21 protein-coding genes and 1 riboswitch are annotated in these 26,853 nt (G+C 55.1%); of the genes, 8 read left to right on the forward strand and 13 right to left on the reverse strand.

What is annotated here, in order from left to right:
- Positions 1-23 precede the first annotated feature (23 nt).
- The gene (locus ACTHPM_RS18690) at positions 24-920 is read left to right on the forward strand and encodes a diacylglycerol/lipid kinase family protein (protein WP_440397267.1); all 897 of its coding nucleotides are present in this window, start codon (positions 24-26) and stop codon (positions 918-920) included.
- Between the two features lie 92 nt (positions 921-1,012).
- On the opposite strand, the gene ACTHPM_RS18695 is transcribed toward ACTHPM_RS18690, so the two are convergent.
- Both ACTHPM_RS18695 and ACTHPM_RS18700 read right to left on the reverse strand, forming a co-directional pair.
- The gene (locus ACTHPM_RS18695) at positions 1,013-2,344 is read right to left on the reverse strand and encodes a nucleobase:cation symporter-2 family protein (protein ID WP_440397304.1); all 1,332 of its coding nucleotides are present in this window, start codon (positions 2,342-2,344) and stop codon (positions 1,013-1,015) included.
- Positions 2,345-2,454: 110 nt separating this feature from the next.
- Positions 2,455-3,027, reverse strand: a complete 573-nt coding sequence (locus ACTHPM_RS18700) for a xanthine phosphoribosyltransferase (RefSeq protein ID WP_440397266.1) — start codon at positions 3,025-3,027, stop codon at positions 2,455-2,457.
- Between the two features lie 142 nt (positions 3,028-3,169).
- A riboswitch (purine riboswitch) is annotated at positions 3,170-3,270 on the reverse strand.
- Between the two features lie 162 nt (positions 3,271-3,432).
- On the opposite strand from ACTHPM_RS18700, the gene mscL reads away from it, so the two are divergent.
- On the forward strand, positions 3,433-3,933 hold the full coding sequence (mscL, locus tag ACTHPM_RS18705; protein ID WP_440397265.1) for a large conductance mechanosensitive channel protein MscL: 501 nt from the start codon (positions 3,433-3,435) through the stop codon (positions 3,931-3,933).
- 42 nt (positions 3,934-3,975) lie between these two features.
- Here the strand turns inward: mscL and ACTHPM_RS18710 are convergent, their stop codons facing one another.
- Positions 3,976-4,281: a hypothetical protein gene (locus tag ACTHPM_RS18710; RefSeq protein WP_440397264.1), complete on the reverse strand. Its 306-nt coding sequence runs from the start codon at positions 4,279-4,281 to the stop codon at positions 3,976-3,978.
- Positions 4,282-4,416: 135 nt separating this feature from the next.
- On the opposite strand from ACTHPM_RS18710, the gene ACTHPM_RS18715 reads away from it, so the two are divergent.
- A complete protein-coding gene (locus tag ACTHPM_RS18715; RefSeq protein ID WP_440397263.1) occupies positions 4,417-5,052 on the forward strand; it encodes an NUDIX hydrolase in 636 nt (211 codons plus the stop codon).
- A gap of 42 nt (positions 5,053-5,094) precedes the next feature.
- On the opposite strand, the gene ACTHPM_RS18720 is transcribed toward ACTHPM_RS18715, so the two are convergent.
- Positions 5,095-5,937 (reverse strand): TrmB family transcriptional regulator, encoded by an 843-nt coding sequence (locus ACTHPM_RS18720; RefSeq protein ID WP_440397262.1) that lies wholly within the window; start codon positions 5,935-5,937, stop codon positions 5,095-5,097.
- Between the two features lie 216 nt (positions 5,938-6,153).
- The gene (locus ACTHPM_RS18725; RefSeq protein WP_440397261.1) at positions 6,154-6,969 is read right to left on the reverse strand and encodes a zinc ribbon domain-containing protein; all 816 of its coding nucleotides are present in this window, start codon (positions 6,967-6,969) and stop codon (positions 6,154-6,156) included.
- A 330-nt stretch (positions 6,970-7,299) separates the two neighbouring features.
- Here ACTHPM_RS18725 and ACTHPM_RS18730 point away from each other — a divergent pair, with 330 nt between their 5' ends.
- The 3 genes from ACTHPM_RS18730 (at position 7,300) to ACTHPM_RS18740 (ending at position 10,848) form a co-directional block, all read left to right on the forward strand.
- Positions 7,300-9,420, forward strand: coding sequence for an ATP-dependent helicase (locus ACTHPM_RS18730; protein ID WP_440397260.1), 2,121 nt, complete (start codon positions 7,300-7,302; stop codon positions 9,418-9,420).
- Between the two features lie 91 nt (positions 9,421-9,511).
- The gene (locus ACTHPM_RS18735; protein ID WP_440397259.1) at positions 9,512-9,880 is read left to right on the forward strand and encodes a hypothetical protein; all 369 of its coding nucleotides are present in this window, start codon (positions 9,512-9,514) and stop codon (positions 9,878-9,880) included.
- Between the two features lie 350 nt (positions 9,881-10,230).
- The gene (locus ACTHPM_RS18740) at positions 10,231-10,848 is read left to right on the forward strand and encodes a GTP pyrophosphokinase (RefSeq protein WP_440397303.1); all 618 of its coding nucleotides are present in this window, start codon (positions 10,231-10,233) and stop codon (positions 10,846-10,848) included.
- A 147-nt stretch (positions 10,849-10,995) separates the two neighbouring features.
- Here ACTHPM_RS18740 and ACTHPM_RS18745 read toward each other — a convergent pair whose 3' ends face one another.
- The 7 genes from ACTHPM_RS18745 to ACTHPM_RS18775 all read right to left on the reverse strand — a co-directional run bounded on the left by ACTHPM_RS18745 (position 10,996) and on the right by ACTHPM_RS18775 (position 21,852).
- The gene (locus ACTHPM_RS18745) at positions 10,996-11,844 is read right to left on the reverse strand and encodes a M15 family metallopeptidase (RefSeq protein WP_440397302.1); all 849 of its coding nucleotides are present in this window, start codon (positions 11,842-11,844) and stop codon (positions 10,996-10,998) included.
- A 108-nt stretch (positions 11,845-11,952) separates the two neighbouring features.
- Complete coding sequence (locus ACTHPM_RS18750) at positions 11,953-12,684, reverse strand: hypothetical protein (protein ID WP_440397258.1); 732 nt, start codon at positions 12,682-12,684, stop codon at positions 11,953-11,955.
- 39 nt (positions 12,685-12,723) lie between these two features.
- The gene (locus ACTHPM_RS18755; RefSeq protein WP_440397257.1) at positions 12,724-15,810 is read right to left on the reverse strand and encodes a DEAD/DEAH box helicase; all 3,087 of its coding nucleotides are present in this window, start codon (positions 15,808-15,810) and stop codon (positions 12,724-12,726) included.
- Positions 15,811-16,107: 297 nt separating this feature from the next.
- A complete protein-coding gene (locus ACTHPM_RS18760; protein ID WP_440397256.1) occupies positions 16,108-18,564 on the reverse strand; it encodes a glycoside hydrolase family 31 protein in 2,457 nt (818 codons plus the stop codon).
- A 93-nt stretch (positions 18,565-18,657) separates the two neighbouring features.
- Complete coding sequence (locus ACTHPM_RS18765; RefSeq protein WP_440397255.1) at positions 18,658-19,950, reverse strand: ABC transporter substrate-binding protein; 1,293 nt, start codon at positions 19,948-19,950, stop codon at positions 18,658-18,660.
- 184 nt (positions 19,951-20,134) lie between these two features.
- Positions 20,135-20,971 (reverse strand): carbohydrate ABC transporter permease, encoded by an 837-nt coding sequence (locus ACTHPM_RS18770; protein WP_440397254.1) that lies wholly within the window; start codon positions 20,969-20,971, stop codon positions 20,135-20,137.
- The gene (locus ACTHPM_RS18775) at positions 20,971-21,852 is read right to left on the reverse strand and encodes a carbohydrate ABC transporter permease (RefSeq protein WP_440397253.1); all 882 of its coding nucleotides are present in this window, start codon (positions 21,850-21,852) and stop codon (positions 20,971-20,973) included. The genes ACTHPM_RS18770 and ACTHPM_RS18775 overlap by 1 nt, the downstream gene beginning before the upstream one ends.
- Positions 21,853-22,003: 151 nt before the next feature.
- On the opposite strand from ACTHPM_RS18775, the gene ACTHPM_RS18780 reads away from it, so the two are divergent.
- Together ACTHPM_RS18780 and ACTHPM_RS18785 are read left to right on the forward strand one after the other, a co-directional pair.
- Positions 22,004-23,812, forward strand: a complete 1,809-nt coding sequence (locus ACTHPM_RS18780) for a cache domain-containing sensor histidine kinase (protein WP_440397301.1) — start codon at positions 22,004-22,006, stop codon at positions 23,810-23,812.
- Positions 23,809-25,425, forward strand: coding sequence for a response regulator transcription factor (locus ACTHPM_RS18785; RefSeq protein ID WP_440397252.1), 1,617 nt, complete (start codon positions 23,809-23,811; stop codon positions 25,423-25,425). Before ACTHPM_RS18780 ends, ACTHPM_RS18785 begins: the two co-directional genes overlap by 4 nt.
- Before the next feature lie 45 nt (positions 25,426-25,470).
- On the opposite strand, the gene ACTHPM_RS18790 is transcribed toward ACTHPM_RS18785, so the two are convergent.
- The gene (locus ACTHPM_RS18790) at positions 25,471-26,751 is read right to left on the reverse strand and encodes an ABC transporter substrate-binding protein (RefSeq protein WP_440397251.1); all 1,281 of its coding nucleotides are present in this window, start codon (positions 26,749-26,751) and stop codon (positions 25,471-25,473) included.
- Between the last annotated feature and the right edge of the window lie 102 nt (positions 26,752-26,853).

Here is a 26,853-nt window from a genome sequence, read left to right on the forward strand (position 1 = left end):
TTGAATGACATGGGGGAAAACACATGTATCTGTTCGTCGTCAACAAACGGTCCGGCAACGGCCACGGCTACCGGACCTGGCTTAAAATCAAGGATGCTCTCGATGCAAGGGCGGTCCATTACCGCCACCTGTTTACCGATAGCGCGGGGCAGGCGGCCGATCTGATCGCCGCTGCTCTCTCCGAACCGGAGTTTTGGAAGGGCGTGGCTGTCATCGGCGGAGACGGCACGATCCACAGCGTGCTGCCTGTTCTCAAAAACTTCAATATTCCGCTGGCCGTCATACCGGCCGGTTCCGGCAACGACACCGCCCGCGGCTTCGGCATTCCGCATGATCCGCTGTCGGCGCTGGAGCTGATGCTCGCCGGGCAAACCCGGGCGGCCGACCTGATCGTCACGTCCGGTGGATTAACCCTGACGGCTCTTGCCATCGGATTTGATGCCCAGGTGGCGGAGAATGTGAACACCAGCCTTTATAAAAAGATATGCAACTTCTTCCGGGTAGGAAGGGTTGCTTATATCGTCGGCATTCTGCATACGCTCCTGACCTTCAAGCCGTGCAGCCTTACAGTTAAATGCGACGGCATGACGACCACCTACGAAAAAGCCTGGCTTACCGCCATCTCCAACGTCAAGAGCTATGGCGGCGGACTGCATATTTGTCCCGAGGCCCATCCCGGCGACGGCGAGCTGGATATCTGTATCGTCCACGGATGCTCCCGTCTGCAGCTGCTTCGCCTGTTCCCGACCGTGCTGAGCGGTAAGCATGTCCATCTCCCATTCGTGGAGTTCAAGCGAGGCAAGGAGATATCCATCCAGTTCGAGCAGCAGCGGCTCGCGCTTGGCGACGGCGAGAACATGTCTACCGGCCCGTTCGATATTTGCGTCGAGCCCAGTGCGCTTCAGGTCTATGCCGTATAGCCGTACCAAAATGCACTCATATCACAGACCGGAATGCGTGACGAAATTCTGTATCCACGCCGGCCTTATATAAAAAAGAAGGGCAAGCCCGCTTACGCGGCTTGTCCTTCTTTGATTGCTGTATCCCCTGTATTCGGGAGCCTTCCTCCCTTAAGTCCGTTGAACAACAGATTAAGCACGATGGCCGTCACGCTGCCGGCCACGATTCCGTTATCCACGAGAATGCGGGCCCAATCCGGGAGGTGCTTGAACAGATCCGGGCTTACGCTTACGCCAAGCCCCATGCCTACCGAGCAGGCGATGATGAACAAATTCTCAAATTTGTTCAAGTCCACTTGTCCCCCCAGCATCCGAATGCCGGAGGATACCACCATACCGAACAAGGCCACCATCGCCCCGCCGAGCACCGAGGTTGGGACGAGCTGGGTTAACGCCGCGATTTTCGGCACGAAGCCAATGACAATCAGGATGCCCCCCGCCACGAAGATCACGTCTCTCGTTTTTACGCGGCTCATTTGCACGAGTCCGACATTCTGCGAGTACGTCGTATAAGGGAAGGAGTTGAACAACCCGCCGAGCACGATCGCGAGGCCCTCGGCGCGGTAGCCCTTCGCAAGATCCTTGGAGGAAACCTCTTTATCGACGATTTTGCCTAAAGCCATGAAGACGCCGGTCGATTCCGCGATGCTGACGATCGCGACGAGAATCATCGTCAGGATAGATGAAGCATGGAACGTCGGCGTTCCGAAATAAAAAGGTCTTACCGCGTGGAACCAGCTTGCTTCCTTCAGCGGCGTCATGTCGACATGCCCGGCTGCCGCTGCCACGAGCGTTCCGATAATCAGCCCGATCAGAACCGAGATCGAACGGATAAAGCCCTTGGCAAAACGGTTCATGATGATGATGAATGCCAGCACCCCAAAGCCGAGACCGAGATTCAGCAGGCTTCCGAATTCACCTGCTGCCTTTGCTCCGTCACCGCCGCCCAAGTCGTTGAGGGCGACCGGAATCAGCGTAACTCCGATCACCGTCACGACGGAGCCCGTCACCACCGGCGGGAACAGGGCAATTAACTTTCCGAACAATCCCGAGAATAAGACCACGAACAGGCCGGAGGCGATGATCGCGCCATAAATGGCCGATACGCCGTCCTTCAGCCCGATGGCAATCATCGGGGATACGGCCTGGAATGCGCAGCCGAGCATTACGGGAAGCCCGATGCCGAAGAAGCGGTTGCCCCAGACCTGCAATATCGTCGCAAGGCCGCAGGCCATCAAGTCGATGGCAATGAGATATGTCAGCTGCTCCGTTGTAAAGTCGAGCGCTCCTCCCACGATCAGCGGCACGATCACTGCGCCCGCGTACATGGCCAGCACATGCTGAATGCCAAGTGAGAAGGTTTTGAAAGGGTTTCGGTTGTTCATAAAAGCATTGCGCTGCGCTTGATGGTTCCGTTCCACGGAAAGATTCCTCCCAAGAAGTTGGTTTTTATGAAGATGAAACTCTAAAATTCTCTGCTGTTAACCTGTACATCTTACTCGGCAAACGTAACCGTTCCGTTATCAAGGGCGGCGATTCTGACCAGCGACTCGACCCGGTATCCGGCTTCCTGCAGCAGGCGGCTGCCCGGCTGGAATGCCTTTTCGATCACGATGCCGATGCCGGCCACTTCTGCTCCGGCCTGCTCCACGATGCGGGCAAGCCCGAAAGCTGCTTCGCCGTTCGCCAAAAAGTCGTCAATGATCAGAACACGCTCCCCCGGCTGAATGAACTTGCGGGAGACCGTAATTTCGTTCGTTTCCTGTTTCGTAAAGGAAAATACCTTCTCAACGAAAATATCCTCGCGCAGCGTCAACGACTTGTGCTTGCGGGCAAAAATCAGCGGCACTTCAAGCTCCAAAGCCGTCATAATGCCGGGCGCGATGCCGGAGGATTCTATCGTCAATACGCGGTCGATCGACTGGTCTGCGAATAGGCGTTTGAATTCCTTCCCCACTTCCTTCATCAGGAACGGATCCATCTGATGATTCAGGAATGAATCGACCTTGAGTACCTGGTTGCTGAGCACGATTCCTTCGTTCAATACTTTTTGCTGTAGAAGCTGCATTCCTTTTCCCCCTTAAAATCTCCCTGCTTCGATCCTTAATAAACACGAAAAAAGCCCGTCTCTTCCGGCCGCTGCCTTGCAGGCAGTGACCCGGACACAGCGCGGACTCACGGAAACAACTCAAAGACGTCGGGATGCGTACCCGACCGTTCGTTATTCCCGTAGTCCGATCATTTCCGGTGACCGGGTAGAGACATGCAGGCCCATTCCTGCACATATACGAGAAGCTGTATGAAAGTTTTCACAACGTATAGACAATGCATGAAGTATAACGCAAAACCGGGTTAAAAAGAAAGAGGTATTTGATGGAGGTCTGAAAACGGGGCGCCGGAAATCCGTGGAAAAATGCTGAATTGTGCTTCAATCTCGTTTATACTTGAATCAATTTATATAACAGGTAGAATCATGAAAGCAATCAGGAGGGAAATTATATTGAAGGGTTTTATTCATGAATTCAAGGAGTTCGCCGTTCGCGGCAACGTCATCGATCTGGCTGTCGGCGTCATTATCGGCGGAGCTTTCGGCAAAATCGTAACGTCCATTGTCAACGACATCATCATGCCACCGATCGGGGTTCTGCTGGGGGGCGTCGATTTCAAGGATATTATCATTCCGCTGAAGCGCGGCGGCAAAGAAGTCCATACGCTGGCGGAAGCCCAGAAGGCGGGCGAACCGGTCATTGCTATCGGCCAATTCATCAACGTCGTTCTCGACTTTCTTATCGTGGCCTTCTGTATCTTCATGCTGGTGAAAGGCATCAACTGGATTAAAAGCAGAGAGCATGACAAGCCGGAGCCGGAAAAGACGACCAAGGAATGTCCCTACTGCAAGTCTGAGATTCCGGCGGCAGCCACCCGCTGCGCCCACTGCACCTCCGTGCTCGATACGGAACCGGAGTCTGCCTGAATCCAATCCGCTGCCTGGTGTATCCGCGGGGTAAGCCCGCGGTCACAGCCCGGGCGGTCTTTGCGGCATCAAACTGCCGATAAGATTCTTCAGGTCATGGTCCTCCGTATACTTCTCTTCTCCCGTATCCAGCTCCGTTACCCGAATGTATTCATAATCCGCTCCCGCCGTCACTGGCGTGAACAGCAGGCGGTCCGGGTCGGTCAAGGCGACCTCGTATTTCATGTCCTTAAACATATCGAGCAGCTGAGCGGTATCCGGCTTTTTCCCTTTTTCGATAAACAAAAGCCCGCGCAGACGCTTGATCTCCTGCCTGTACTTCACTTCGAAACGAACGATGCATTCCATGCTTCATCTCTCTCTTTCATCATAATATTTATTGTTAATTTTGATTTCCGCCTTCCGCTTCTCTCTTGCCATCCGATCTTCGCTGCGGGATAATGATGGATGATTTCAACATGCCAGGGAGGTGCTTTTGACGCCATGAGTCAGGAATTATTTGATATATATGATGAACACGACCAGAAAATCGGTACCGCGGCGCGCGATGAGGTCCATGCCAAGGGCTATCTCCATCATTCTTTTCACTGCTGGATTGCCAGCGATACGCCGGAAGGACGCAAAATTCTGTTTCAAAAACGCCAGGACAGCAAGGACACATTCCCTGGGCTTTACGATATTACAGCTGCAGGCCACCTCAGCGCCGGCGAAACCGTCGAGGACGCCGTCCGCGAGGTCGAAGAAGAACTTGGCATCCCGGTCCACCTGGACCAATTGACTTCGCTCGGCACCATTGACTATTTCGCGACCGGCACCGCCGGAGGCAAGTCCTTCATCGACCGGGAGAAATGCTTCGTCTTCGGCTATCTCCTGAATCTCCCGCTTACAGCTTACCGCCTGCAGCAGGAGGAAGTCGCCGGTCTGTACGAGGCGGATTTGGACGCCGTCATCGCCTTATTCGAAGGCGCTGTTGGCACCATTTCGGCATCAGGCATCCTCGCCGTAGGCGAAGACGGGAATGACCCGCAAATTTTCAATACCACCTTAAGCTTACAACAATTCGTGCCTCATAAACGTGATGATTATCTCCGCGTGTTCAAATCCCTGAAGATGTTGTAGCAAAATTGGAAGAAAAGGATTCAGGTACAGCAAAAGGGCGCCCTAGGCGTCCTTTTGCTGATCATCCTGCTCTTGTTCTTCTACCGGCTCCGCGCCGTCCGGACCTACGTATTTGCGGTAAATCCGCTCATACCGGGGGCCGTAGCGTTCCGCAAGCTCCGTTCCGATGTCCTGCTCAAGCTCGAACAGGACCATTTCCTGCGTAAAATGGTGAAGCAAAAGCTCCACCATCACCGGATGCTCGGTGACGAGTCCCTGCGTCGTGCAGTCTTCGCCGCGCATGCCGAGCATGCACCAGCGGCGGTCGATGACGAATGAGAATCGCCGCCCAGGTCTCGGCGCCCCCTCCTCCTGGCCGAGTGACGGCCAGGGAACGAGGCGGGTGACAGCCTCATCCGTGCCCAGGCAGGACCACAGCAGCTTAACACCGCGCTGCTCCGCTTCCTCCAAGCCGTTCCGCACGAGCGAGGCTTCCTCGCGCCATACGTCAACGACGATTTCATGCTCGGCCCGCTCCAGCTCGCGCGTCAGCGTCTCCATCACGTTGCGGTCCCCTTCAACGCTGTAAAACGGCTGCTGATCCTGTTCGACGCGCGGCATTGTCGTCTCGATAAAGGACAGCGACTCCTTTACCTGTCCCGATATCATCTGCGTCAATTCCTCCGGCTTCAGCATGCTGTAACGTACAGGTTCCCCGGCGCTGCGCCGCAAAAATCCATGCTGTGACAGGCGCTGCAGGGCTGCATACACATTTGACCGCGATACGCCGAGCCCCTTCGCTACCTCATAACCGGAGGACGGACCCCTGCCGGCCAGCTCGACCATAATTTTTGCTTCCATCTCCGTAAAACCCAAGTTTCGCAGATGCTGTAGCAATTGTTCCATCTTTTTTGTCCTCCCAAGATGCCGAAACCCTTGTCTTCCTCTTGTATCCGGATGGCTATGATCCCCGTATGCATAAGTGCAGAATCCATGGTTACTTCATATGCTTTATGATTTAGATCGGTTTCCTCGGAAAGCATTCAGCCGAACGCTTCGATCCTTCTGAATGTTCCGCCTGCTCCGCCTTCGTATAACGTATTATCAGCTCACACTTTATGCTTAAATCTGCTCGGCCCCGCAGCGCGGACACCATTTGGACCCCTTAGGCAGATCTGCACGGCAGATTTGGCATTTCACCGTATCCCGCGGCGTCTCCACTGCAGGTTTTTCGGCGGCTCCGTCATTGTTCTCTTTCCAATAACGGATCCGGCGGTCCAGCTCCAGCTGGCGCTCGCGCTCCCGTTCCAGCTCTTCGGCCTGACGCAGTTCGCGTTCATCCGTGTAGACCTCATCTTCTTCAGGCTCGTCCCAGCTCTTGTCCGGCGCATAATCATACTCATAATCCCGCTCGGCGGAAGCCCCGGCTTCCTCACGGTCGTAGGCGCGGACATCGTCATAATCTTCAAAGTCGTCCCCTCGGGGAGCGGGCTCCTTATAAATCTTGGTTTCGCCGTAGTCTTCGCTCTCAAAAACGGCAGCCGCTGCGGCTGCGCGAGACTCGCTGCGTTTGTCCGGCTTCGGTTCCTCTTTCAGGTTGCGGCCGCAGGCCGGGCAAAAGTTCGCATCCAGCTCCACCGTACGTCCGCACTTGCAAAGCTTCTCGTTCTTCAGTTCGGCGATGCGCTGGCGAATGTCATCAATTTCCTCCTGCAGGCTGTCGCATGCCTTCGAGTGCTTGATCATTTCCCGCTCCGCCCGGGTCAGATCCTCCGCTTTGTATCCCTCATAGAACGCCCGCCCCATTTCCATGAAATGAAGCTCCATTTCCTTCTCTACCTCGTCGATCTGCCCATTCAGCTTGCCGATCTCGACAGCACCTTGCGCCTTCTCTGTCGCACGGTTTGCCCCATCTTTGATTCGTTGCAAGATATTCATCGATTTTCTCCTCCATTTGTTCCAAGATCATCCCATGTAAGAATCAATTCAGGTATATAGATATATACCGAAATGGATCCAGATTGTTTTTATCGTTGAAAGTATTGCTCCCTTGCGAGGAATGAAATCCTCCTGTTACAAAGATACCACGCCCGCGCCTTCACTGTGAAATGTGCCCAACCTTCCGCTGCAGCCTTCTCGATTGACATCATCTCGGGGTATAATGGACTGCATGCGTTTTTGGGTGGTTATATCATACCAAATTTATAGGGCACTTGTGAAAAAAACAATCCCTTCGCTCATTTACAGACTTCAAAGGAGGATGCAGCCATGAATCCTATACCGCTGACCCTCACCAGCATACCTGCACTTGTACCGGTTACTTCCAAGCCTCCGAAGGCAGCTCACGCTCCTGCCCTCACCAGCCGGGAGCTGGTGAAGGATCAGGCTTCGGACGCCTTTTTCTTTCGGGAGCTCGAACGCCACGGCATCCTGCTGAACGCGCCGCAGATCAAGGCGGTCCGCCACGGTGAAGGCCCCATGCTGATTCTTGCCGGCGCCGGCTGCGGCAAAACGACCGTGCTGGCAGCACGAACCGCATACCTGATCACCGTCCGCCGCGTTCCGGCCTCGAACATTCTGCTTGTCACCTTTACGAGCAAGGCTGCCCGGGAAATCAAGGAGCGGATCGGCCGGATGCCGGGTGTCAGTCCCGCAGCAGCCCAGTCAGTAGAAGCGAGGACCTTCCATTCCTTCGCGCTTATGCTGCTTCGCAGAGACGGCTACAAGGAACAGATCATGGGGGAATCAAATGCGCAGCACACCATCATGAAAATGGTTTTGCGCAGGCTCGATCCATCGCAAACCTATCAGCCAGAAACGCTGTTGGCGGCATTATCCGCGTGGAAAATGCAGGGCCGCGGCGTCGATGAGCTTCCGGGCAAAACCGCCGAAGAGGCCTCGGTCAAACGCATTCTTGAAGCGTACGAGGCCTGGAAGCAGGAGCGCCGTCTATGGGATTTTGACGATATCCTGCTGCAGCTGCGCCGCCGGATGGAGGACCGCCTCTTCCTGAAGCGCCTGCAGAACCGCTATACCTGGCTGATGGTGGACGAGTTTCAGGATACGAATACCGTGCAATACGAGCTGGTGCAGTATCTGGCGGCGGCCCACCGGAACCTCTCCGTCGTCGGCGATGACGACCAGACGATATACACGTTTAACGGCGCGCGCCAGGAGTCCATACTGGAGTTCGATAAGCTCTATCCGGAAAGCAGGATCGTCACGCTGGATATTAATTACCGCAGCGACAGCCGCATCCTCGGACTGGGCAGCGCCATTGTCCGCCATAACCGCTTTCGGCGCGAGAAGGCCTTGAAGGCTGCCGGTCCTGAAGGGCACATGCCGCATTATGCGCAGCCGTCACACCCGGAGGAGGAAGCCGCGTGGGTGGTCAGCCATATCATTCAGCAGGTCAACATGCACAACGCTTCCTACAAGGATATCGCGATTCTGCATCGTACCTCGGGCAGCAGCCGCGCCGTGCTGGAGCAGCTGCTCTTGCGCGGCATCCCGTTCGTGCAGTACGGCTCTGCTTCGGTGTTCTACGACCAGACCTTGATCAAGCCCTTGATGGACCATCTGCGGCTGAGCTTGAATCCCCGCCGAATGGAAGCCCTCCCGGGCGTCCTCGGCGCGCTGTACGTGCCGAGGGAGGAAGGCATCGCTTATATCTCGGCCCAGGAAAAGCAGGTCCGCAAGAAATACCCGCTGATTCACCTCACGCGCTGGGAAAGACTGCAGCCTTTCCAGCAGGAGGCAGTGAAGGAGCGGATCAAGCTGATCAAATCGCTTCAAACGATGAAGCCCGCCTATGCCCTCCAGGAAATGCGCCGGCTGTTCTACGACAAGTACATTCAGGCAGGCGATCCGCTCGTCTACACGCAGTACAAGGAAATGGTCCTCGATTCATTGGAAGAGCTGGAAAGCGCCGCTTCCCGCTTCGACACGGTCGAGGAGTTTGTCACCTATGCGGATGAGCTGTCTCTGCGGCATGCCCAGATGGAACTTCTCAAAGACCGGCAAGACGGGGATGCCGTGCAGCTGATGACGATCCACCGGGCCAAAGGGCTCGAATTTCCTTACGTATATTGGATCGGTGCAAGCGAGGGCATCCTTCCGCATAAGACGGCCTTGAAAGAAAAGCCGCCGGAAGAAATGAAGGCAGCGTCTCCATCCGTTTCCGACCGCAGCATCAACGAGGCTGCGCTCGAAGAAGAGCGCCGATTGGCATATGTGGCGGTAACGCGGGCCAAAGAGCGCCTGTACATCAGCTCGCCTGCTTACTACCACGGCAAGCCGGCTGCTCCCTCCCGTTTTTTGCTGGAAGCTTATGGGATCAAACCCGCACCAGCTGATTCAAAAAAGACGGGTTCGTGTAAAAAAAAGTAAAGCCGTTTATGCCATAAACGTTCCCCTTTGCGATTTAGGAAGCATCTGCGAAGAGCGATACACCGGCATAGATGAGGGAGGGATCTTTCTTATGGAAAACAATAAGAGACGCTATTATATTTCTGTAACGCATAACGTGATTCAGGATGTGCCCAACGATTCCGCCGAATTTGAAATGATGCTGACGGACGAGCAGGTCGCGACGCTCAAGGATCAGATGGACGCACTGATCAAAGACGATGAATATACCTTTAAAAGAGCCTTTGTCCCGTACAAATCCGCGGATCATGACGATGCCACCGAAGAGTTCGACGAGAAGCTGATCGGTCTTTACGCCTATCTGTACGAGATTGGAGACGAAAAAACAAGGCAGCTGATTGAACAGATGAACATTCTTCCGAAGCTGCATCAAACGGACTATCACGATGAAGGTTACGACGGTTCCCCTTTGAACAAATAACCGCGGATGCCCGGACCTGAATCGAAGACAACGCAAGCCCCTGCAAGCACACAAGACTCCCAGGCGGAGCTTTAAAGATGCGGCCGGGGCTTTTTTTGTATCCTATTTTTTATGTAAGGTTTTGCCTAATCTCCTTCTTTTCAGGTACAATAAAGTTGCCACCGGAGCAATGGAGCCGGTCGCTTGCAGATCGTTTTTTTTCCAAAATAAAAGCAGATATAGGAGAACAACCATTGAAAGAAGAATCGAATCATCAGCTTGTTACAGGTTCTGTCACGTTAAAGGATTTGCAGAAGCTCGATATCGAGAACAATTTGCTGAATCAGTTCAATGAGTGGAAAAAGCTTCCGATGCTTTATCAGCTTGCCCTGGAAGAGCTCCAGAATAAAGTTAAACTCATCAAGACGGAGCTGAAACTTCAGGATGGTTACAGTCCGATTGAACATATCAAGGTCCGGATCAAGGAACCCAAAAGCATCATCCATAAGCTGGAACGCAAAGGCTTTGATTTTACGCTCGACAACATTCTGACCCACATTCATGATATTGCGGGAATGCGTATTGTCTGTGCCTTTGTGCAGGACATTTATCGGCTTCTCGATCATTTTTCGCACCGCGACGACATCCGCGTCATTGAAGTCAGAGACTACATCGCGAACCCTAAGCCGAACGGCTATCAAAGCCTGCACGTCATCGTGGCGGTACCGCTGATTCTGTTCGAGGGCACGCGCTGGATGAAGGTTGAAATTCAAATGCGCACCCTTGCCATGGATTTCTGGGCCAGCATGGAGCATATTATCTACTATAAATACGACAAGAAGGTTCCGAGCCACGTCGTCGGGGAACTTAAGGAAGCCTCCGAGGCCGCCGACAAGCTGGATCATCAGATGCTGCGCCTGCGCGAGGAGATTCTGGCCCAGTCCGGAGAATACGTCGCGGATGAATTGGAACATATTCATGAGGACTAGAGCATCTCGTTTATGTAAATAAGACTTCAACGTTCTGATATCTTCAAAAAAGGACGGAGCAGGCATGCATGCCTGTCCGTCCTTTGCTTTTCGCGGGAAAAATTCGAATGTTCAACCATCCATCTTCGGGTGAAACAAAGCTGCGATTTACAGCTTGATGTTGGCTTCGTCGAAATACTCCTCAAGCGTCATGCCGCTCTTATACACATCCTGAGCCAGGTCTGTTCCGATATAGCGGATATGCCACGGCTCGTAGACATAGCCTGTAATATCTTCGCGGTCCTTAAGATAACGAATCACAAAACCATAATCGGCCGCATGCTCTGCTAGCCACTTGCCTTCCGTAGAGTCCCCGAAATTCTCCTCCAGCCCATTGTTCACGCTCGGACTGGAAACGTCGATCGTCAGGCCTGTCTGATGCTCGCTCATGCCCGGCACGGCAACCACGCGCGAAGTATACTCTTCGCCTTTGGTCCGCACGCTGTTGTCGTAGATGGACTTCTGGCGATTATAGGATCGATAACCGGACACGGCCCGCAGCTCTATGCCGTCTTGCTCCGCCCCGGCAAACAGCTTTTCAAGCGCCTCCGCTGCTTCTTTGCGCATGTGGCGCTTTTCATGCGGCCCGTCAAAGGAAAACGGAACGTTCGGCTCGACCAGATCCCCGGGCTCATACCCATCCGGAAAGCTGCGCTGCTTGTTCACGATAACCGTCATGGACTCCGGATTCGTCACGATCTTCTTGCCGTCCACTTCTTTGATGGTGGCCTGAAGCGCGCTCTCGCTGCGTTTGGCCATTACGGGATCGGCCGGAACCTGTCCTTCCTTCTCGCTGCCGCCTGCTCCCTGCAGAGCTTGTCCCTGCTCTTGTCCTGAGCCACCGGTCTGATCACAGCCGCTCAGTACGGCGGCCGGAATCACGATCGCCGTCAACAGGAGGCATGCGAATAAACCTTTTTTCCAAGCTTGCTTGCTCATATCGATTCTCCTTACTATCCCTTTTCTGTCCTATGTCCATTGTACTTGATTCCATCCAGGGCGGCAAAAAACGTCGAAAACCTGAGAAACAGATCTTCGACGCTCTTCGCCGGTAAAACCCCGGATTCATTTGCCACGCAGACTTTCCCGCGCTTTTTCAGCCGCTTCGGCCGTAATTTGCTGAATGACCTGCTGTACGGCCTTCACTCTGGGCAGCAGTTCCTTCCAGTCGTCCACCTCCGGGCCTTCGTTCCCCGCAGAGTCCAGATGAACGGCTACGTCCCGGTATGCAGCACCGGGTTCATGCAGCTTGCCCTGTTCCGCTGCTTCTGCCAGCCATTCCCCGGATGAGGGGCCGGACTTGCCCTTCTCCTCCAGCTTGCTCAGCGCCTCCCCGTCCGGAGATTCGGCTACTGGAGGAACCGCTGCCGCCCACTGGCCAAAAACGGCGTCCAGCAGCGACTCTCGGGTGATTCCCGCCAGCGCAAGCGCAAGCAGCGGCTCGGCTTGAAGCTTGTGCTCCACCCTCTCCATCACGGCATCCACATGGCGGCATCCCTGCTCACCGCAGCCGCATACCGCCTTGGCAGGCGCGGGGACGCATTTCGATGCAATATCCTCATCAAACCATGACGGCTTGCGATGGTTCAGCAGGGCATACAGCTCCATGGGATGATCGCTGAGCCGCTCCAGGATGGCCGTCCTTTCATCTACAGAGAGCTGGTTGCTTGGAATATCCACCTTCCAGCCCGGGTCCGCATCGCCGGCTGGGCCGCCGCTTTTCCCGTTTCCGGCTTCCATCGCATGAATCCAGCCGGGTACAATACTCAGCTCGAATGCTTCTTTATTCTTTGTCATCCGTACCCCTCCCGGTCTGCTGTCTTTAAAGCCCTGCAGTTACATCCAGTCCTCTCCCTGAAGCGTGATCAGCTCCCGGAGCTCATGATCCGACATTTCGGTAAGCCAGGTTTCGCCGGAGCCGACGACCTGCTCGGACAGCGCTTTTTTGTGTTCGATCAGCTCGTCGATTCTTTCCTCCAGCGTACCTTGGCAGATCAATTTGTGCACCTGCACGTTCTTGCTCTGTCCGATCCGGAACACACGGTCCGTGGCCTGGTTCTCTACCGCCGGATTCCACCAGCGGTCATAGTGCAGCACGTGGTTCGCCCGTGTCAGGTTCAGGCCGACACCGCCGGCTTTGAGGGAAAGGACGAAGAAACGCGAGCCTTCTCCCTCTTGAAAAGCTCCCACCATCTGATCCCGTTCCTGCTTGGACACGCCGCCGTGCAAAAAGGATGGCTTGACCCCGTACCGCTGCTCAAGCCTCGATACGATAATATGCCCCATCGCAACATATTGGGTGAAAATAAGCGCGGATTCCCCCGACTCATTAATATTGTCGAGCAAATCGTAGAGACGTTCCATTTTGCCTGAAGACTCGGCCTTGGAGCCCTTGGCCTCTTCCCTGCCGAGCAGCTGCGGAGAATCGCAAATCTGCTTCAGCTTGGTAAGCGAAGACAACACCAGCCCTTTCCGGGCAATGCCGGTCTCTTTGCCGATTTGCTCCATAACCTGCTCGACGACGGACTGATACATCGCCCCCTGAACGGGCGTGAGCGTGCAGTAGGATTTGATCTCCAGCTTCTCCGGCAGATCCTTGCGGATGTCCGGGTCGCTCTTCAAACGCCGCAGCATGAACGGGGCCACGAGCTTGTGAAGCTCCTGCAGCTTGCCGCTCCCGGCGTCGCTTGCTGTATAACGCTGCCTGAACGACGCCGCGGTGCCGAGATAACCCGGATTCAAAAAGTGGAAAATCGACCACAGCTCCCCGAGGCGGTTCTCGACCGGCGTTCCCGTCATCGCGATGCGGTGGGGTGCGGACAGCTTCATGACGCTTTGGGCCTGCTTGGTACGATGGTTCTTAATATACTGCGCCTCATCCAGCACCACGGAGGTCCAGGCCATGGCCGCCAAATCCGGTCCATCCCGTCCCGCCAGATGGTAGGTGGTCAAGACGATATCATGCCTTGCGGCTTCCTTCAGAAAGTCTTCGCCATGCTGGCGTCTGTTACCGTGGTGAATATATAAATTCAGATCGGGTCCAAACCGCTGCAGCTCGCGCTGCCAGTTGCCTAATAGCGAAGTCGGACACACGATCAACACAGGACTTTGATCTTTGCGGTGCTGCTCCAGCAGGCAGGTGATCACCTGGATCGTCTTGCCGAGACCCATGTCATCGGCAAGGCATACGCCGAAGCCCATATCCCTCATCGCGGACAGCCATTGGTAGCCTCGTTCCTGATAGGGACGAAGCACGCCATGCAGCGAAGCAGGCACCGATCGTACCGGAACCTTCCGCGGCCCCTCTTCTCCCAATAAAGACTGGAGATATCCGGCCGTCTCGAGCCCCAGCACCGGAATGCCCTTCCACAGCCGCTCTGCGCCTTCTTCCGCCGATAAGTGCAGCCATTCGGACAGATCCATCTCGCCTTGCTCATGACGTTTCAGGTAACGCAGCACCTGGCGGATTTCCTTCAGGTCCAGCTCGATCCATTCGCCGCGGAATTGCACGTACGGCAGCGTGGATTCCGCCAGCTCTGCCAGCTCCTCACGCGTCAGCGTCATTCCTTCGAGCGCCGCCTCCACATGGAACGATACCAGCTGTTCCATCCCGATCACCGGCAGGCCCGGCTTACTGTCATCGGTTTGCATTTTCAGGGACAAGCCAACCTTCCGGCGCCCCTTCCGGCTCCACCGGGAAGGCATCTGGACCGTCATGCCGGCTTTGTTCAGCCGCGGAACCGAGTTTCTCACGAAAGCGACCATCTCGGCCGAATTCAGCTCCAGGCTTTGCGGGGCGGGGACGCAAAGCGCCTCCGCAATTTCGGGTGATAGCGCAGCCGCTTCCCCCAGCAGGCTCAACATTTGCTCCTGCACGTTCGTATAGGTTTTGCCGCGGCGGTGAATATCGCGCTCCCGGTATCCCCAGATCGCGGCGATCGGCAGCCAGGCGCCAAACTCATCCTGAAACTCCGCCCAAAAAGTGACGCGCCAGCCCTCCTGCTCCTCGGTATGGTTCGGAGCAAGGCGCAGACCCAGCTTAAGCTGTCCCATGCGCGAACGCTCTTCGTTCTCAGGGCTTGCGGGTATCTCCGTTGCTCCGACGGATGCCACTTCCTCGCCGAGAGCAACGATTTCCTCCGCGGTTCCCTGCACGGCAATCGTCCGGCTCGCGGTCAGCAGGCTGTTCCACCACAGCTCCGTCAGCGGCGATGAGCCCCGGCGGTAATCCGCCTGATGGCGCGACAGCTTGCCCTCATGCAGCCGCACGATGGTCTGCACATGCGAATGGATCATCGCGCTCAGGAAGGAATGCAGCACGGCCGCGCCCGCCTCCTGCCTGGTCAGCGGCTCGGTGCCCAGCAGCGCAGGCACGCCAAGCGCTATCGGCGGCATGGCAGATGCCAGCAGCCGGAAACGCTCGATATCCTGCGGCTCTCTCAGCTTCGGCTTCCAGGTGCCCGTCAGCGCCAGTACGCCGGCACGCCGCCGGGTACCTCCCGCCGACACGGCAGACGTGCCCGGGGCAATCTGGCCGCGCTGGATCAGCTCAAGTGCAAAGCGCGCCGCTTTGGTCCAATATCCCATCTCCGCCCCCGGCTGTATGCCGAGGCTTGCGCAGGCCTGCTCATCGCAGGCGATCAGCATCGAGAAAGCGTCGGCAGGCGTCAGTGCAAGCCCCTCCAGGGTTCTGCCCATGAGCTGCCGCCGCTCGCCGCGCCGCGCCGGACGCTGGCCCGCAGAAGGCGAAGGATAACGAAGCTCCGCCAGACGTAGCGCCGCTTGCGCGAATGGCTTCGAGCCGTCAGCCATCACCAGCGATCTGACGACCTTACTCCACGCATCCACCCGCGGTTCGGACATTTCCCCCGAAAAACAAAAAAACACATCACCTAGCCATACGCCATAAAGCGGTTGATTCATGGTTGTCTCCTGTCGTTTCCGTAATTACACATATACTTTCATCTTATACGAAAACCATCCAATTTAAAAACCAGAATCGTCTTTTTTATATAAAATATGTTAAATATTAGACAGCCGACGTCATCATCCGGCACATCGGACCGTATCCTGAAAGGACAGTATTCGCCGGCATGCCGCTATTTTTCCGCCCAGGCAGCTCCCCGTTTCAAGTGTCTGAAGGATGCGAACAGCAAAACGCCCGCAGTCCCGGCGATCCGGTGATGCGGGCATTCTTCTGAGCTGTGCTTAAGCGGCAGGCTATTCGCAGGCTGTGATCATCCAGCTCGCACCGGCTGAACGATCCTCCGTCTGAATAATCATGTCGCCGCTTTGTGGATCCTGATACCAGCCTTCCGCATCCTTCAGGAGCTGTTCCTCTGACACGGCATTCAGTCCCCGCACGCCACTCACGGTAACGCGGAGGCGGTGAAGCTTGAACATCAGCAGCTTGCGGCTGGCCTCATAGTTCCTGCTTTCGTAAGCATAGGACAGCTCCAGCGCGTTCTCGTGTCCATCTAAGCTAACCTTGAGGCTGGAGAACGACTGATCGCGATAATCGAAGCTAATTCCGTCATCCTCATAGAGACGGTAAGCGGAAGCAAACCCCTCGCGGGCTTCGGCGCCGTATATATGGAACGTCAGCGTGTCTTCATCAATTTCCTCACCGGCATGCTGCATCAGCGGCCCCTCGGGCAGGATGGATCCGGCCTTCATGTACATCGGCATGATATCGATCGGGCTTTCCGCCAGGATATGGCGTCCTCCCTCATGGGTTTCGCCCGTCCAATAATCGATCCATTCGCCTGCCGGAAGATATACTGCTCTATGATCCGTATCGGGCCGGTAAACGGGTGCCACAAGCACCGAATCCCCGAGCAGGAACTGGTCGCATAGGTTTGCGACCTTGGTGTCCTCGGGATATTCAAGCACAAGCGGGCGAATCACCGGCAGCCCGGTCGATGCCGCCTCATGGAACAGATTGTACAAATGCGGCATCCAGCGGTAGCGAAGGCCGATATAATCCCGAAGTATGCCCTCCGTCGCGGGGCCGAACGACCATGGCTCCTGGCGGATCGTATCGATGGAGGAGTGATTGCGGCAGTACGGGAAAAAGACGCCCATCTGCGTCCAGCGCACCAGCAGCTCCCCGGAGGTATGATGGGCAAAGCCGCCGATATCCGGCCCGGAGAAAGACAGCCCCGACAGGCCCATATTCAGCACCATCGGCATGGCCAGCGCCATATGCTCCCAGAAGCTGCGGTTGTCTCCCGTCCATACGGCGGCATATCGCTGAATCCCGGCATATCCCGCCCGGGTCAGCACGAAGGGACGGCGGTTATCCATATGCCGCTCCATCCCTTCCACCGTCGCCTTGGACATGAGCAGGCCGTACGCATTATGAAGCTCCTCATGCGTCTTCATGTCGCCGTTATTGCGGTGGATGACGTCCAGATCCATTGTCTTGCTTTCATTGAAGACGGCAGGCTCGTTCATGTCGTTCCAGATCCCCTCGATGCCAAGCTTCGTATAGAAGGCATGCTGGTCGCCCCACCATGTGGAGGTGCGATCATCGGTAAAGTCCGGAAACGCGCTCGTGCCGGGCCATACTTCGCCAAAGTAGATGTCTCCCTCCAGCTTCTTGCAGAAATGCTCCTGCTGTACGCCTTCGCGGTACACGCGGTAATTCGGGTCCTTCTTGACTCCGGGGTCGACGATCGGCACGATGCGGATTCCGAGCTCCCGCAGTTCCTTCAGCATGGCCTCCGGATCGGGAAACCGGACGGGATCGAACGTAAATACCCGGTATTCGTCCATATAGTGGATGTCCAGATAGATGACGTCGCACGGAATGCCCTTCTCGCGGAAGGTCCGGGCAAGCTGCAGCACTTCCTGCTGATCCATGTAGCTGTAGCGCGATTGATGGTAGCCCAGAGCCCATTTCGGAGGCAGCTGAATATGTCCCGTCAAGGCGGTATAGCGCATGACCACATCCTTCATGCTTGGACCAGCGATAAAATACAGGTCGTACGCACCGGTTTTGCAGCTCATCGTATAGGAGGTCCCTTGGGACCGCATGTCCACCTCCGTCAGTCCGGGATTATCCAGAAACAGGCCATAGCTTTTGCCTCCGCTCATATGAATCAGAAAAGGAATGGATTGATACAGCGCCTCGATTTCCGGCATATGCGGCGCGTACACGTCCGTATTCCAATTCGTGTACCGTTCACCCCGTTTATCCAGGAAGCTGGACTTTTCGCCGAGTCCATAGAAATGGGAGTCCGCCGGCATCTCATAGACCGCACGGGCACCTCCCCGCGGATCGAAGGAAATGCTGGTCTGGCGGGATACGACGCAGCCGTTCAAATCGCGCACCGTGATCATGAACGTATGCTTCTCAAGCTCCACCTCCATAATAGAGGAACGGAAAACCAGTGAGCCTTTGGTTTCCTCCATTCGTATTCCACTCTCGGACTTCAGCCGGAATGCCGGGTCAATCGCAACCGTCTGCGACAGGTCTGCATCGCTGCCGACAAAGAACCGGATTCTGAAAATCCCCGGAGCAGCAAACAGGAGCGCCGCCCCTCCCCGCTCCGTACGGCATATCCATATGTCCCCGCGACGCTCTGTCCCGATATATGCGCCTAGCCCCTTCCATGCCTCCGATGCTGCCGCCGCTTCATGCTTGTCCGGCCGGATTGCTTCGCTGCCTTCCATGATGCCATTTCCCCCTTTATGATCGAAAGAGGCCCCTTTGTTAAGTTCAAAGGGAGCCTCTTTTTCAATTCTATGCGTACTCGTAACAACAGATTATTTCTTCAGGTTATCCCATGTTTTTTGGAAATCTGCAAGGAGCTGGTCTTTATCGGATTTGCCTGCGATGTAGCTCTGCATGCTGGAGCCGAATTCATTCCATGCGCCTTCAGGGAATCTCGCGAACTGCCAGCTCAGAAGCTTGTCCTCTTTGCTGTACTTCAGCACCTCAGCGCCAAGCGCTCCCAGATCCTGTTCCGTTGCATTGATGCTCTTGAATGCAGGGATGAACTTAAATTCTTTCGTAATATAATTTTTACCTTGATCGGAAGTCACGAGCCAGTTCAGGAATTCCTTCGCATCGTCCTTCACTTTGGAGTTCTTGTTCACGACCCAGTTGTTCGGCACGCCGACAAGCAGCTTATCGTTCTCTTCCGCGTTGTCATTGATCGGCATTGGCAGGATGCCAATGTTCATGTTCGGTGTGATGCCGTCGATTTGAACCTGCGTCCAGTTCCCTTGCTGCGTCATTGCCGCCTCACCTTTTGCGAACATCGTCATTTCGGTATTGTAGTCGGTCGTCAGCGGGTTTTTCTGGCCGTATTTCAGCGTCAGGTCGAACAGCTTCATGAATTCATCCATTTGCTTGTTGCCTGCGAATTTGGTCGTCCCTTGATTCAGACCCTCGATGTAGGCACTTGGATCTTCTTGATGCGCGAATGGCACGTTCAGCGTGTGCTGTCCCAGAATCCATCCTTCCTGATAGCCGTTCACGAATGGCGTAATGCCGGCGTCCTGCAGCTTTTTGGCGGCTGCATCGAGCTCGGTCAGCGTCTTCGGAACCTCGGTGATGCCCGCTTTTTTGAAGAGATCCTTGTTGTACACGAATCCGTAGCCTTCAAGGTTCATCGGCATACCATAGACTTTACCGTCTTTCGAGATTTGATCCTTGGATACGTCAACCATGTCGCTTACCCATTTTTCGCCCGAAAGGTCTTCGACTTTATCTGCCCAGGTGTTCAGATCGGTATATCCGCCGACGTTGAAAATGTCTGGCTCTTCGCCGGACGCGAATTTCGCTTTCAGGGCCGCGCCGTAGTCCGAGCCGCCTCCAACCGTTTGAATGTCGAGCTTCACGCCGGGATGGCTGGACTCGTAATCGGCTTTCAGCTTGTTGAGGGCTTCGGCGATCTCTACTTTGAATTGGAAAATGTGAATCGTTTTGGTGCCGCCTTTACCGCTGTCTCCGCTTGCACTGTCTGTATCTTTGTCTGTTTTGGAGCCGCAGCCGGCAAGCACAACGGAAAGTGCGAGCATGGAAGCCAGCGTAATTTTGGAACGTTTTTTCATGAATGAATCCTCCCTTTTTCTCTTTCACATCATTAAATATTAAGGTCATTCGTTTGGACAACCAAATCTGTAATCGCTTACTCTTTCATTATAAAGAGGCGCTTGCGCCGGGAGCACTTACGATATTGACGAAACAGGGAGACGGGATTGACCTGTCGGTCTGCCGTCCCTGTTTCAGATGGAATCAGCCTTTGACGGCGCCCTGCGTAATGCCTTCTACGATATATTTTTGCATTGCGAGGAAGAAAATGATAACCGGCAGAATGCCAAGCACCAGAGCCGGCAGCGCCAGGTCCCACTGCTTCGTGAACTGTCCGAAGAACGCGAAGGTCGCGATTGGGATCGTCCGCAGGTCCGCGCTTTGCAGCACCAGGGACGGAAGCAGGTAGTCATTCCAGATCCACAGCGTGTTCAGAATGATAACGGTCACGAACATCGGTTTCATCAGCGGCAGCACGATGCGGAAGAAGGTGCCGTAAATGCTGGTGCCGTCCACGCGTGCCGCTTCTTCGATCTCAAGCGGAATGCTCTTCACGAAGCCATGGAACAGGAACACGCTGAGCGGAACGCCGAAGCCGAGGTAGGCGACGATGAGTCCCGGAATGCTGTTCATCAGGTTCAGGCTGCTCATGACCTTCACGAGCGGAATCATGATCGACTGGAACGGAATAACCATCGCGGCCACGAAGACTGCAAACAGAAACTTGTTAAAGCGGCTGTTGTGGCGCACCATACGGTATGCGGACATCGCGCTGAACAAAGCGAGCAGGATGTTCGAGATGACCGTGACGATCAGCGAGTTCCCGAATGCTTTCGGGAAGTTCGTAATATCCCAGGCTCTTGCATAGTTATGCCATTCGAAGCTTTTCGGCCAGCTGGCCGAATTGCTCAGCAGATCGCTGAACGTTTTGACGGAGTTCACGAACAGGAAGTAGAACGGAATCAGGAAGACGAGCGCCAGCAGCACCATGATGATCTCGGTTGCCAGCGTGCCGAAGCGGTACTTTTTCGATACTTCCATCAGGATTCGACCTCCTTGCTTTTCGTTAGTTTAACCTGCAGACTTGTAATGATAGCGACAACCACGAAGAACACGATCGCCTTGGCGGTGCCCAGTCCGTAACGGTTGTTCTGGAAGGCCTCGTTGTAAATGTTCAGCGCCACCGATTCCGTCGAACGGAACGGTCCGCCTTTGGTCAGGGACAGGTTCAGGTCGAACATTTTGAAGGACCAGGAAATGGCAAGGAACAGGCAGACCGTCACAGCAGGCATGACGAGCGGTACGATGACCGATTTCAGGATCTGCATTTTGCTCGCGCCGTCGATTTCGGCCGCTTCGATGATGTCCTTCGGAATGTTGTTGATCGACGAAATATAGATGACCATCAGATATCCGGCCGTCTGCCAGACGAAGACGATGATGATGCCCCAGAATCCGGTCGTCGCGTCACCGAGCCAAGGCAGGTTGAAGAAATGCCAGCCGGTTGCGTCCCCGAGCGCCGAGAAGCCTTTGATGAAAATGAACTGCCAGATAAATCCGAGCAGCAGTCCGCCGATGACGTTCGGCATGAAGAACACCGTGCGCAGCACGTTCCGGCTCTTGAGCGGCTTGGTCAAGAAATAGGCAAGGAAAAATCCGAGGAGATTGGTTAAAATAATGCCAACCACCGTAAATCTTACCGTAAACCAAAAAGCCTTCCCAAAATCGGGATCTTTCGTTAATATTTGTTTGAAATTGTCGATGCCGACCCAGGTTACCTGGCCGGATACCCCATTCCAGTTGGTAAAGGAATAATAGAGGCCCAGCAGGAACGGAATCACAATAATTATGGCAAAAAAGATTGTGGATGGACCCACAAATACCAGCTGCTGGAGCAGCCCGGATGATTTTTTGCTTTTCATCCCGATCTCCCCTTTTCGAAAGTTTCGATACTGTTCGTAGCTTCAGTATGCGGGAAACCGATATCGAAAAACACGGAGGATCGTGAACCGTTAGGGGGAAAATATTGATATGCCGAAAAAGGGTAATTATGTTCATGAAGGCGACAAACCGATGAAGTTCCGCAGCATCCGTTCGCGGCTGATCCAGTTCATGCTGCTGGCCACGACGATTCCGCTGCTGCTCTCCATCAGCATTACGTACATCCATACAAAGGAAACGATTAAGGAGCAGGCACTCGAAGAGAACAAGCATCTGATTTTTCAAGGAAAGACGAATTTAAACAACTATCTCGACAACATTAACAAAGCCTCGCTCGTGGTCTATACGGACACCAATTTTCTGAGGAACCTGCGCAAAATACCCGATGACTACCGGGCCGTCGCCGAGGTGTATACGCTGCTGCAGAACATTCAGAACACGGTGAACGGAATTGAGCGGATCTACCTGCATGCGAGCCAGTCGGGCCAGTCCACGCTTGTGACGCCTGCGACCTTTCCGAAGAGGGAGTACCGTTCCGCGCCGTATGTGAGCACGAAGCCTTACGACAAATACACGACATCCGTGGAGCCGACACATGAAAGCCATGATTATGGTTTCCCCCCCTCGCCTACCTCTTATTCCAAGCGCGAGGTGTTCACGTTCCACCGGACGATCACCAACATCCCTTCGGAGAAAGTACTCGGCGTGATGGCGATCGACGTCAGGCTGGATGCGGTTGCCGCCATCTCCGAACAGCTGTTTAATAAAGACCAGGAGCAGCTCCTTGTCGTCGACCAGAATGGCATCATCATCTATTCCGGCAGGGACGAGCAAATCGGCGAGCCACTGACGGACAAGGCCGTTCTGGAGCAGATTCGCCAACATCAGAGCAGCGGCTCCTTCGAAAACGGCGGTGCGATGCATGTATTCGAGAAAATGCAAACCCCCTATGCGGATTGGACGATCATTAAACGGATTCCGAACGCCACCCTGTACGGACGTGCGACGCAGCTGACCCAGATCAATACGGCCATCGCCGTGATCGCCCTGCTCATCATCGTGTTCGGAACGCTGTTCATCTCCGTGCGCATTACCGAGCCGATCAAGCGTCTGACGAGCTATATGAACCGGATCCAGTCCGGACAGCTGAACGTCGATATCGACTGGAACAGCCGCGACGAAACGGGCATCATGTTCGCGCGGTTCCGGCAGATGATGGATACGATCAACAACCTGATTTTGCGGGAATACCGCCTGGAGCTGGCCAACAAGACCAACCAGTTGAAGGCGCTGCAGGCGCAGATCAACCCGCATTTTCTGTACAATACACTGCAATCGATCGGAACGCTGGCGCTGCAAAATAACGTGCCGCGGATTTATGCCCTGCTCTCTTCGCTCGCCAAGATCATGCGGTACAGCATGAACAATAACGATGCGAGGGTGACACTGAAAGAAGAGGCTGAGCACGTGAGGCTCTACCTCGATCTGCAGAAGGAGCGGTTCAGCGATCAGCTTGAATTCAGCATACAGCTTGAGCCAGACACGCTCCATGTTCCGATGCCGAAAATGATTCTGCAGCCGCTCGTCGAGAATTATTTTAAGCATGGGCTCCATACCCGCTCCGAGCAGGGCCGGCTGGAGATCGCAAGCCGCATGAAGCCGCATGGCGTGCTCCAGATCGTGATCGAGAACAATGGGGAATCCATTCCGCCCGAGGTGCTGAAAGAGCTGAAATGGCAGCTGGAACGTAAGCAAAGCGGCGGGGTTCAAGCCGAATGGACGGATGAGGACGGCATCGGGCTGCATAATGTGCTGATGCGCCTAAGGCTGTATACGGAGCATGAATCCGCGCTTCATATCGACAACATCAAACCGCAGGGCGTTCGAATTACCGTTGAAATTCACACCGAAGCGAAGCATACAGAGGAGAATGACGAATGACAAAAGTATTGATTGCGGACGATGAAAAGCATGTAAGGGAAGCCATCAAACTGCTGGCGGATTGGGAGGGACACGGCATTACGACGATCCTTGAGGCCAGCGACGGGCAATCTGCCGTAGAGCTCATCCTCGAGGAATCGCCACAGATCGTGCTGACCGATATGCGCATGCCGCGCATGGACGGAACCAAGCTGCTGGAGTGGGTCAAAAGCAACCGGCCTGCCGTAAAGACGATCGTCATCAGCGGATACGACGATTTCGATCTGGTGCGGCATGCCATCCGGAGCGGCGGGCTGGATTATATCCTGAAGCCCGTAGACCCGGATGCGCTGAATGAGGCACTGGGCAAGGCCGTAGAGGCCATCCGTCTGGAAACGCTCCAGGATTCCCTCAGCACACGCAAGAATATGGAGCTGAACCGGATGAAGCCGCATTACGCCGACAAGCTGCTGACCGACCTGATCAGCAGCCATGGCGGCAAGGAGGAGCTTGCCCGTCAGCTGAGGGAAGAATTCAGCCTGCCCGATGCCATCGGCAGCTGCTGCGCCGCTGTCATCAGCACCGCCCAGCTCGACCCGGACCTGCTGGACAAGTTCCAGCACATGCGTCAGCTGCTGTATTTCACGCTCACCAACATTTGCAATGAAGTACTGCTGTCGGGACAAAAAGGCATCGCCTTTCACCATCTCGGCAACCCCGAAGAAATTGTGCTGCTGATCTGGGATGAGACGATGCCTTTGCAGGCGACGCTTGAGGAAATCCGAAGCGGGATCGACCTGACGCTGCACCGCCAGATTCACATAGGCGCAGGCCCGCGCCAGCCTTTCCCTGCGGGGGTGTCCGGCTCGTATCAGCAGGCGCATGAGGCGTTATGGCAGCGGAATGCAGGCGAGCTGACGGGCTGGCTTCACGTCGGCACCCCGAAGCCGCAGAAGCCGCTGCGGCTGGCCACGTATGAGGAACGCTTCCGCATGGCGGCGCTCAGCGGCAGCATGGAGCAGATCGGCAGTGCCGTCGACAGCTGGATGGATGAGGTCCGGAAGCTCGGAAACGTTACGCCGGAAGAGCTTATGCAGTGGAACGCCGAGTGGGACTGGATGCTGAAGCAGTGGATGGACAGAAGCTCCGATTCCTCAAATCCCGGACCGGACAAGGATGCGCTGCTGGAGCTGCCCCGCTCGCTTCCGATGGATCCGCAGGGCAAAATCTCCTATCCGCTGTGGAAAAGCCAGTATGAAGGCAGGCTGACGGCGGCAAGCCGGATTCTGACGCAGCAGCACTCCCGGGAAAACCATATTATTCACGACATTGCCCGTTATCTTGAGCATCATTACGCCGAGGACATCTCGCTGCAGGATATGGCTGCGCGCTTCTTTCTCAGCCGGGAGTATATCTCCCGCCGCTTCAAGCAGGAATTCGGCGTCAACATATCGGATTTCCTGGCAGGCGTGCGCATCGAAAAAGCGAAGCTGCTCCTGCTTAATCCCCAGCTTCGCATCTCGCAGGTCGCCGAAATGGTCGGGTACCAGGATGAAAAGTATTTCAGCAAAGTATTCAAAAAACAGGAAGGCCGCACCCCCAATGAATACCGGAAGGAGCGGTCTTCCCGCTAACGGATTTGGTTCTGAATGAGAGCCCGGGGTCGTCAGAGCTTATCGTTATCTGACACTCAAGTTGTCCCAGTTTTGCTGGAACTGCTCGAACATCCCTTTCTTGTCGACTTTGCCGCCAATGTAGGCCTGGATCGCTGCCGCGAACTCGGGCGACATGCCGTTCGGGAAACGGAACCAGTTCCAGGTCAGCGTTTTGCCGGCATCCGTATATTTTTGTACCTCCATTCCAAGCTGCCCCAGCTCTTCATCCGTGCCTTTGATGCTCTTAAAAGCCGGGATAAACTTGAATTTGCCGGTGATATAGCTTTTGCCGATATCAGAGGTCACCATCCAATCCAAAAACTCCTTGGCTTCTTCTTTTACCGGGGAGTTTTTGTTCACTACCCAGTTATTCGGAACGCCAACGTACAGCTTGTCCCCGAGCGCAGGATCATCGTTAATCGGCATCGGCAAAATGCCAAGGTTCAGCTTCGGATTGATCCCGTCGATCTGCACCTGCGTCCAGTTGCCTTGCTGCATCATGGCTGCATCGCCGCTCGCAAACATCGTGACCTGCGTGTTGTAATCGGTTGTCAGCGGGTTCGGGTTACCGTATTTGAGCGTCAGATCAAGCAGATTGGACCATTCGGAAACGACTTTGTCCGAAGCGAATTCCACGCTATGTTCATTCAACCCCTTGATGAAGGCCCCCGGGTCCTTTTGTCCGGCAAACGCGAGGTTGATGTTGTGGTTGCCGAGCACGAAATTCTCCTGGTAGCCGTTCGCGAACGGCGTAATGCCCGCTGCCTTCAGCTTCTCCGCCGCCGCTTCCAGCTCGCTCAGCGTGACCGGGCGCTCCGTAATGCCCGCCTTTTTGAACAGGTCCTTGTTATAAATAAAGCCGTAGCCCTCCAGGTTCATCGGCTGCCCATACAGCTTGCCGTCCTTGGTCATCGGCTCTTTGGCAATATCTTTCACGTCCTTCACCCAAGGCTCGCCGGAGAGATCCTCCAGATATTCCTGCCACATGCCGAGCTCATTATAGCCGCCGATGTTGAAGATGTCGGGCTCCTCCGAAGCCGCGAATTTGGCCCGGAGCGATGCACCGTAATCGCTGCCCCCGCCCACCGTCTGAATGTCGAGCTTCACGCCCGGGTGGGTCTTTTCGTATTCCGCCCTCAGCTTCTCCAATGCATCCGCAATCTCCACCTTGAACTGGAAAATATGAACGGTTTTCGTACCGCCGCCGTTTCCGCTGCCGCAGCCCGCCAAAAGGGCAATCAGCGCCACTATGGCACTCACGCGGGCCCAGGCGGCGCCGTAGCCGGATTGCTTGGCTTTTTTCATGGCGCGTCTCCTCCTTTGCACGCATCCCGGATTCGTCCGGGTTATGATTTGTTTTTGGGTTTGTGTTCGATCAGGTCATGTATGGCTGGCTGGATCACGGAT

This window comes from Paenibacillus sp. SAFN-054, assembly GCF_051966755.1.
Classification (GTDB): domain Bacteria; phylum Bacillota; class Bacilli; order Paenibacillales; family Paenibacillaceae; genus Paenibacillus_AQ.

What these genes read in the sequence shown, in the direction of transcription:
- ACTHPM_RS18690 (WP_440397267.1), top strand. Translation starts at nt 24, where the DNA reads ATGTATCTGTTCGTCGTCAACAAACGGTCCGGCAACGGCCACGGCTAC.
- ACTHPM_RS18695 (WP_440397304.1), bottom strand. Translation starts at nt 2,344, where the DNA reads ATGAACAACCGAAACCCTTTCAAAACCTTCTCACTTGGCATTCAGCAT.
- ACTHPM_RS18700 (WP_440397266.1), bottom strand. Translation starts at nt 3,027, where the DNA reads ATGCAGCTTCTACAGCAAAAAGTATTGAACGAAGGAATCGTGCTCAGC.
- mscL (WP_440397265.1), top strand. Translation starts at nt 3,433, where the DNA reads ATGAAAGCAATCAGGAGGGAAATTATATTGAAGGGTTTTATTCATGAA.
- ACTHPM_RS18710 (WP_440397264.1), bottom strand. Translation starts at nt 4,281, where the DNA reads ATGGAATGCATCGTTCGTTTCGAAGTGAAGTACAGGCAGGAGATCAAG.
- ACTHPM_RS18715 (WP_440397263.1), top strand. Translation starts at nt 4,417, where the DNA reads ATGAGTCAGGAATTATTTGATATATATGATGAACACGACCAGAAAATC.
- ACTHPM_RS18720 (WP_440397262.1), bottom strand. Translation starts at nt 5,937, where the DNA reads ATGGAACAATTGCTACAGCATCTGCGAAACTTGGGTTTTACGGAGATG.
- ACTHPM_RS18725 (WP_440397261.1), bottom strand. Translation starts at nt 6,969, where the DNA reads ATGAATATCTTGCAACGAATCAAAGATGGGGCAAACCGTGCGACAGAG.
- ACTHPM_RS18730 (WP_440397260.1), top strand. Translation starts at nt 7,300, where the DNA reads ATGAATCCTATACCGCTGACCCTCACCAGCATACCTGCACTTGTACCG.
- ACTHPM_RS18735 (WP_440397259.1), top strand. Translation starts at nt 9,512, where the DNA reads ATGGAAAACAATAAGAGACGCTATTATATTTCTGTAACGCATAACGTG.
- ACTHPM_RS18740 (WP_440397303.1), top strand. Translation starts at nt 10,231, where the DNA reads ATGCTTTATCAGCTTGCCCTGGAAGAGCTCCAGAATAAAGTTAAACTC.
- ACTHPM_RS18750 (WP_440397258.1), bottom strand. Translation starts at nt 12,684, where the DNA reads ATGACAAAGAATAAAGAAGCATTCGAGCTGAGTATTGTACCCGGCTGG.
- ACTHPM_RS18755 (WP_440397257.1), bottom strand. Translation starts at nt 15,810, where the DNA reads ATGAATCAACCGCTTTATGGCGTATGGCTAGGTGATGTGTTTTTTTGT.
- ACTHPM_RS18760 (WP_440397256.1), bottom strand. Translation starts at nt 18,564, where the DNA reads ATGGAAGGCAGCGAAGCAATCCGGCCGGACAAGCATGAAGCGGCGGCA.
- ACTHPM_RS18765 (WP_440397255.1), bottom strand. Translation starts at nt 19,950, where the DNA reads ATGAAAAAACGTTCCAAAATTACGCTGGCTTCCATGCTCGCACTTTCC.
- ACTHPM_RS18770 (WP_440397254.1), bottom strand. Translation starts at nt 20,971, where the DNA reads ATGGAAGTATCGAAAAAGTACCGCTTCGGCACGCTGGCAACCGAGATC.
- ACTHPM_RS18775 (WP_440397253.1), bottom strand. Translation starts at nt 21,852, where the DNA reads ATGAAAAGCAAAAAATCATCCGGGCTGCTCCAGCAGCTGGTATTTGTG.
- ACTHPM_RS18780 (WP_440397301.1), top strand. Translation starts at nt 22,004, where the DNA reads ATGAAGTTCCGCAGCATCCGTTCGCGGCTGATCCAGTTCATGCTGCTG.
- ACTHPM_RS18785 (WP_440397252.1), top strand. Translation starts at nt 23,809, where the DNA reads ATGACAAAAGTATTGATTGCGGACGATGAAAAGCATGTAAGGGAAGCC.
- ACTHPM_RS18790 (WP_440397251.1), bottom strand. Translation starts at nt 26,751, where the DNA reads ATGAAAAAAGCCAAGCAATCCGGCTACGGCGCCGCCTGGGCCCGCGTG.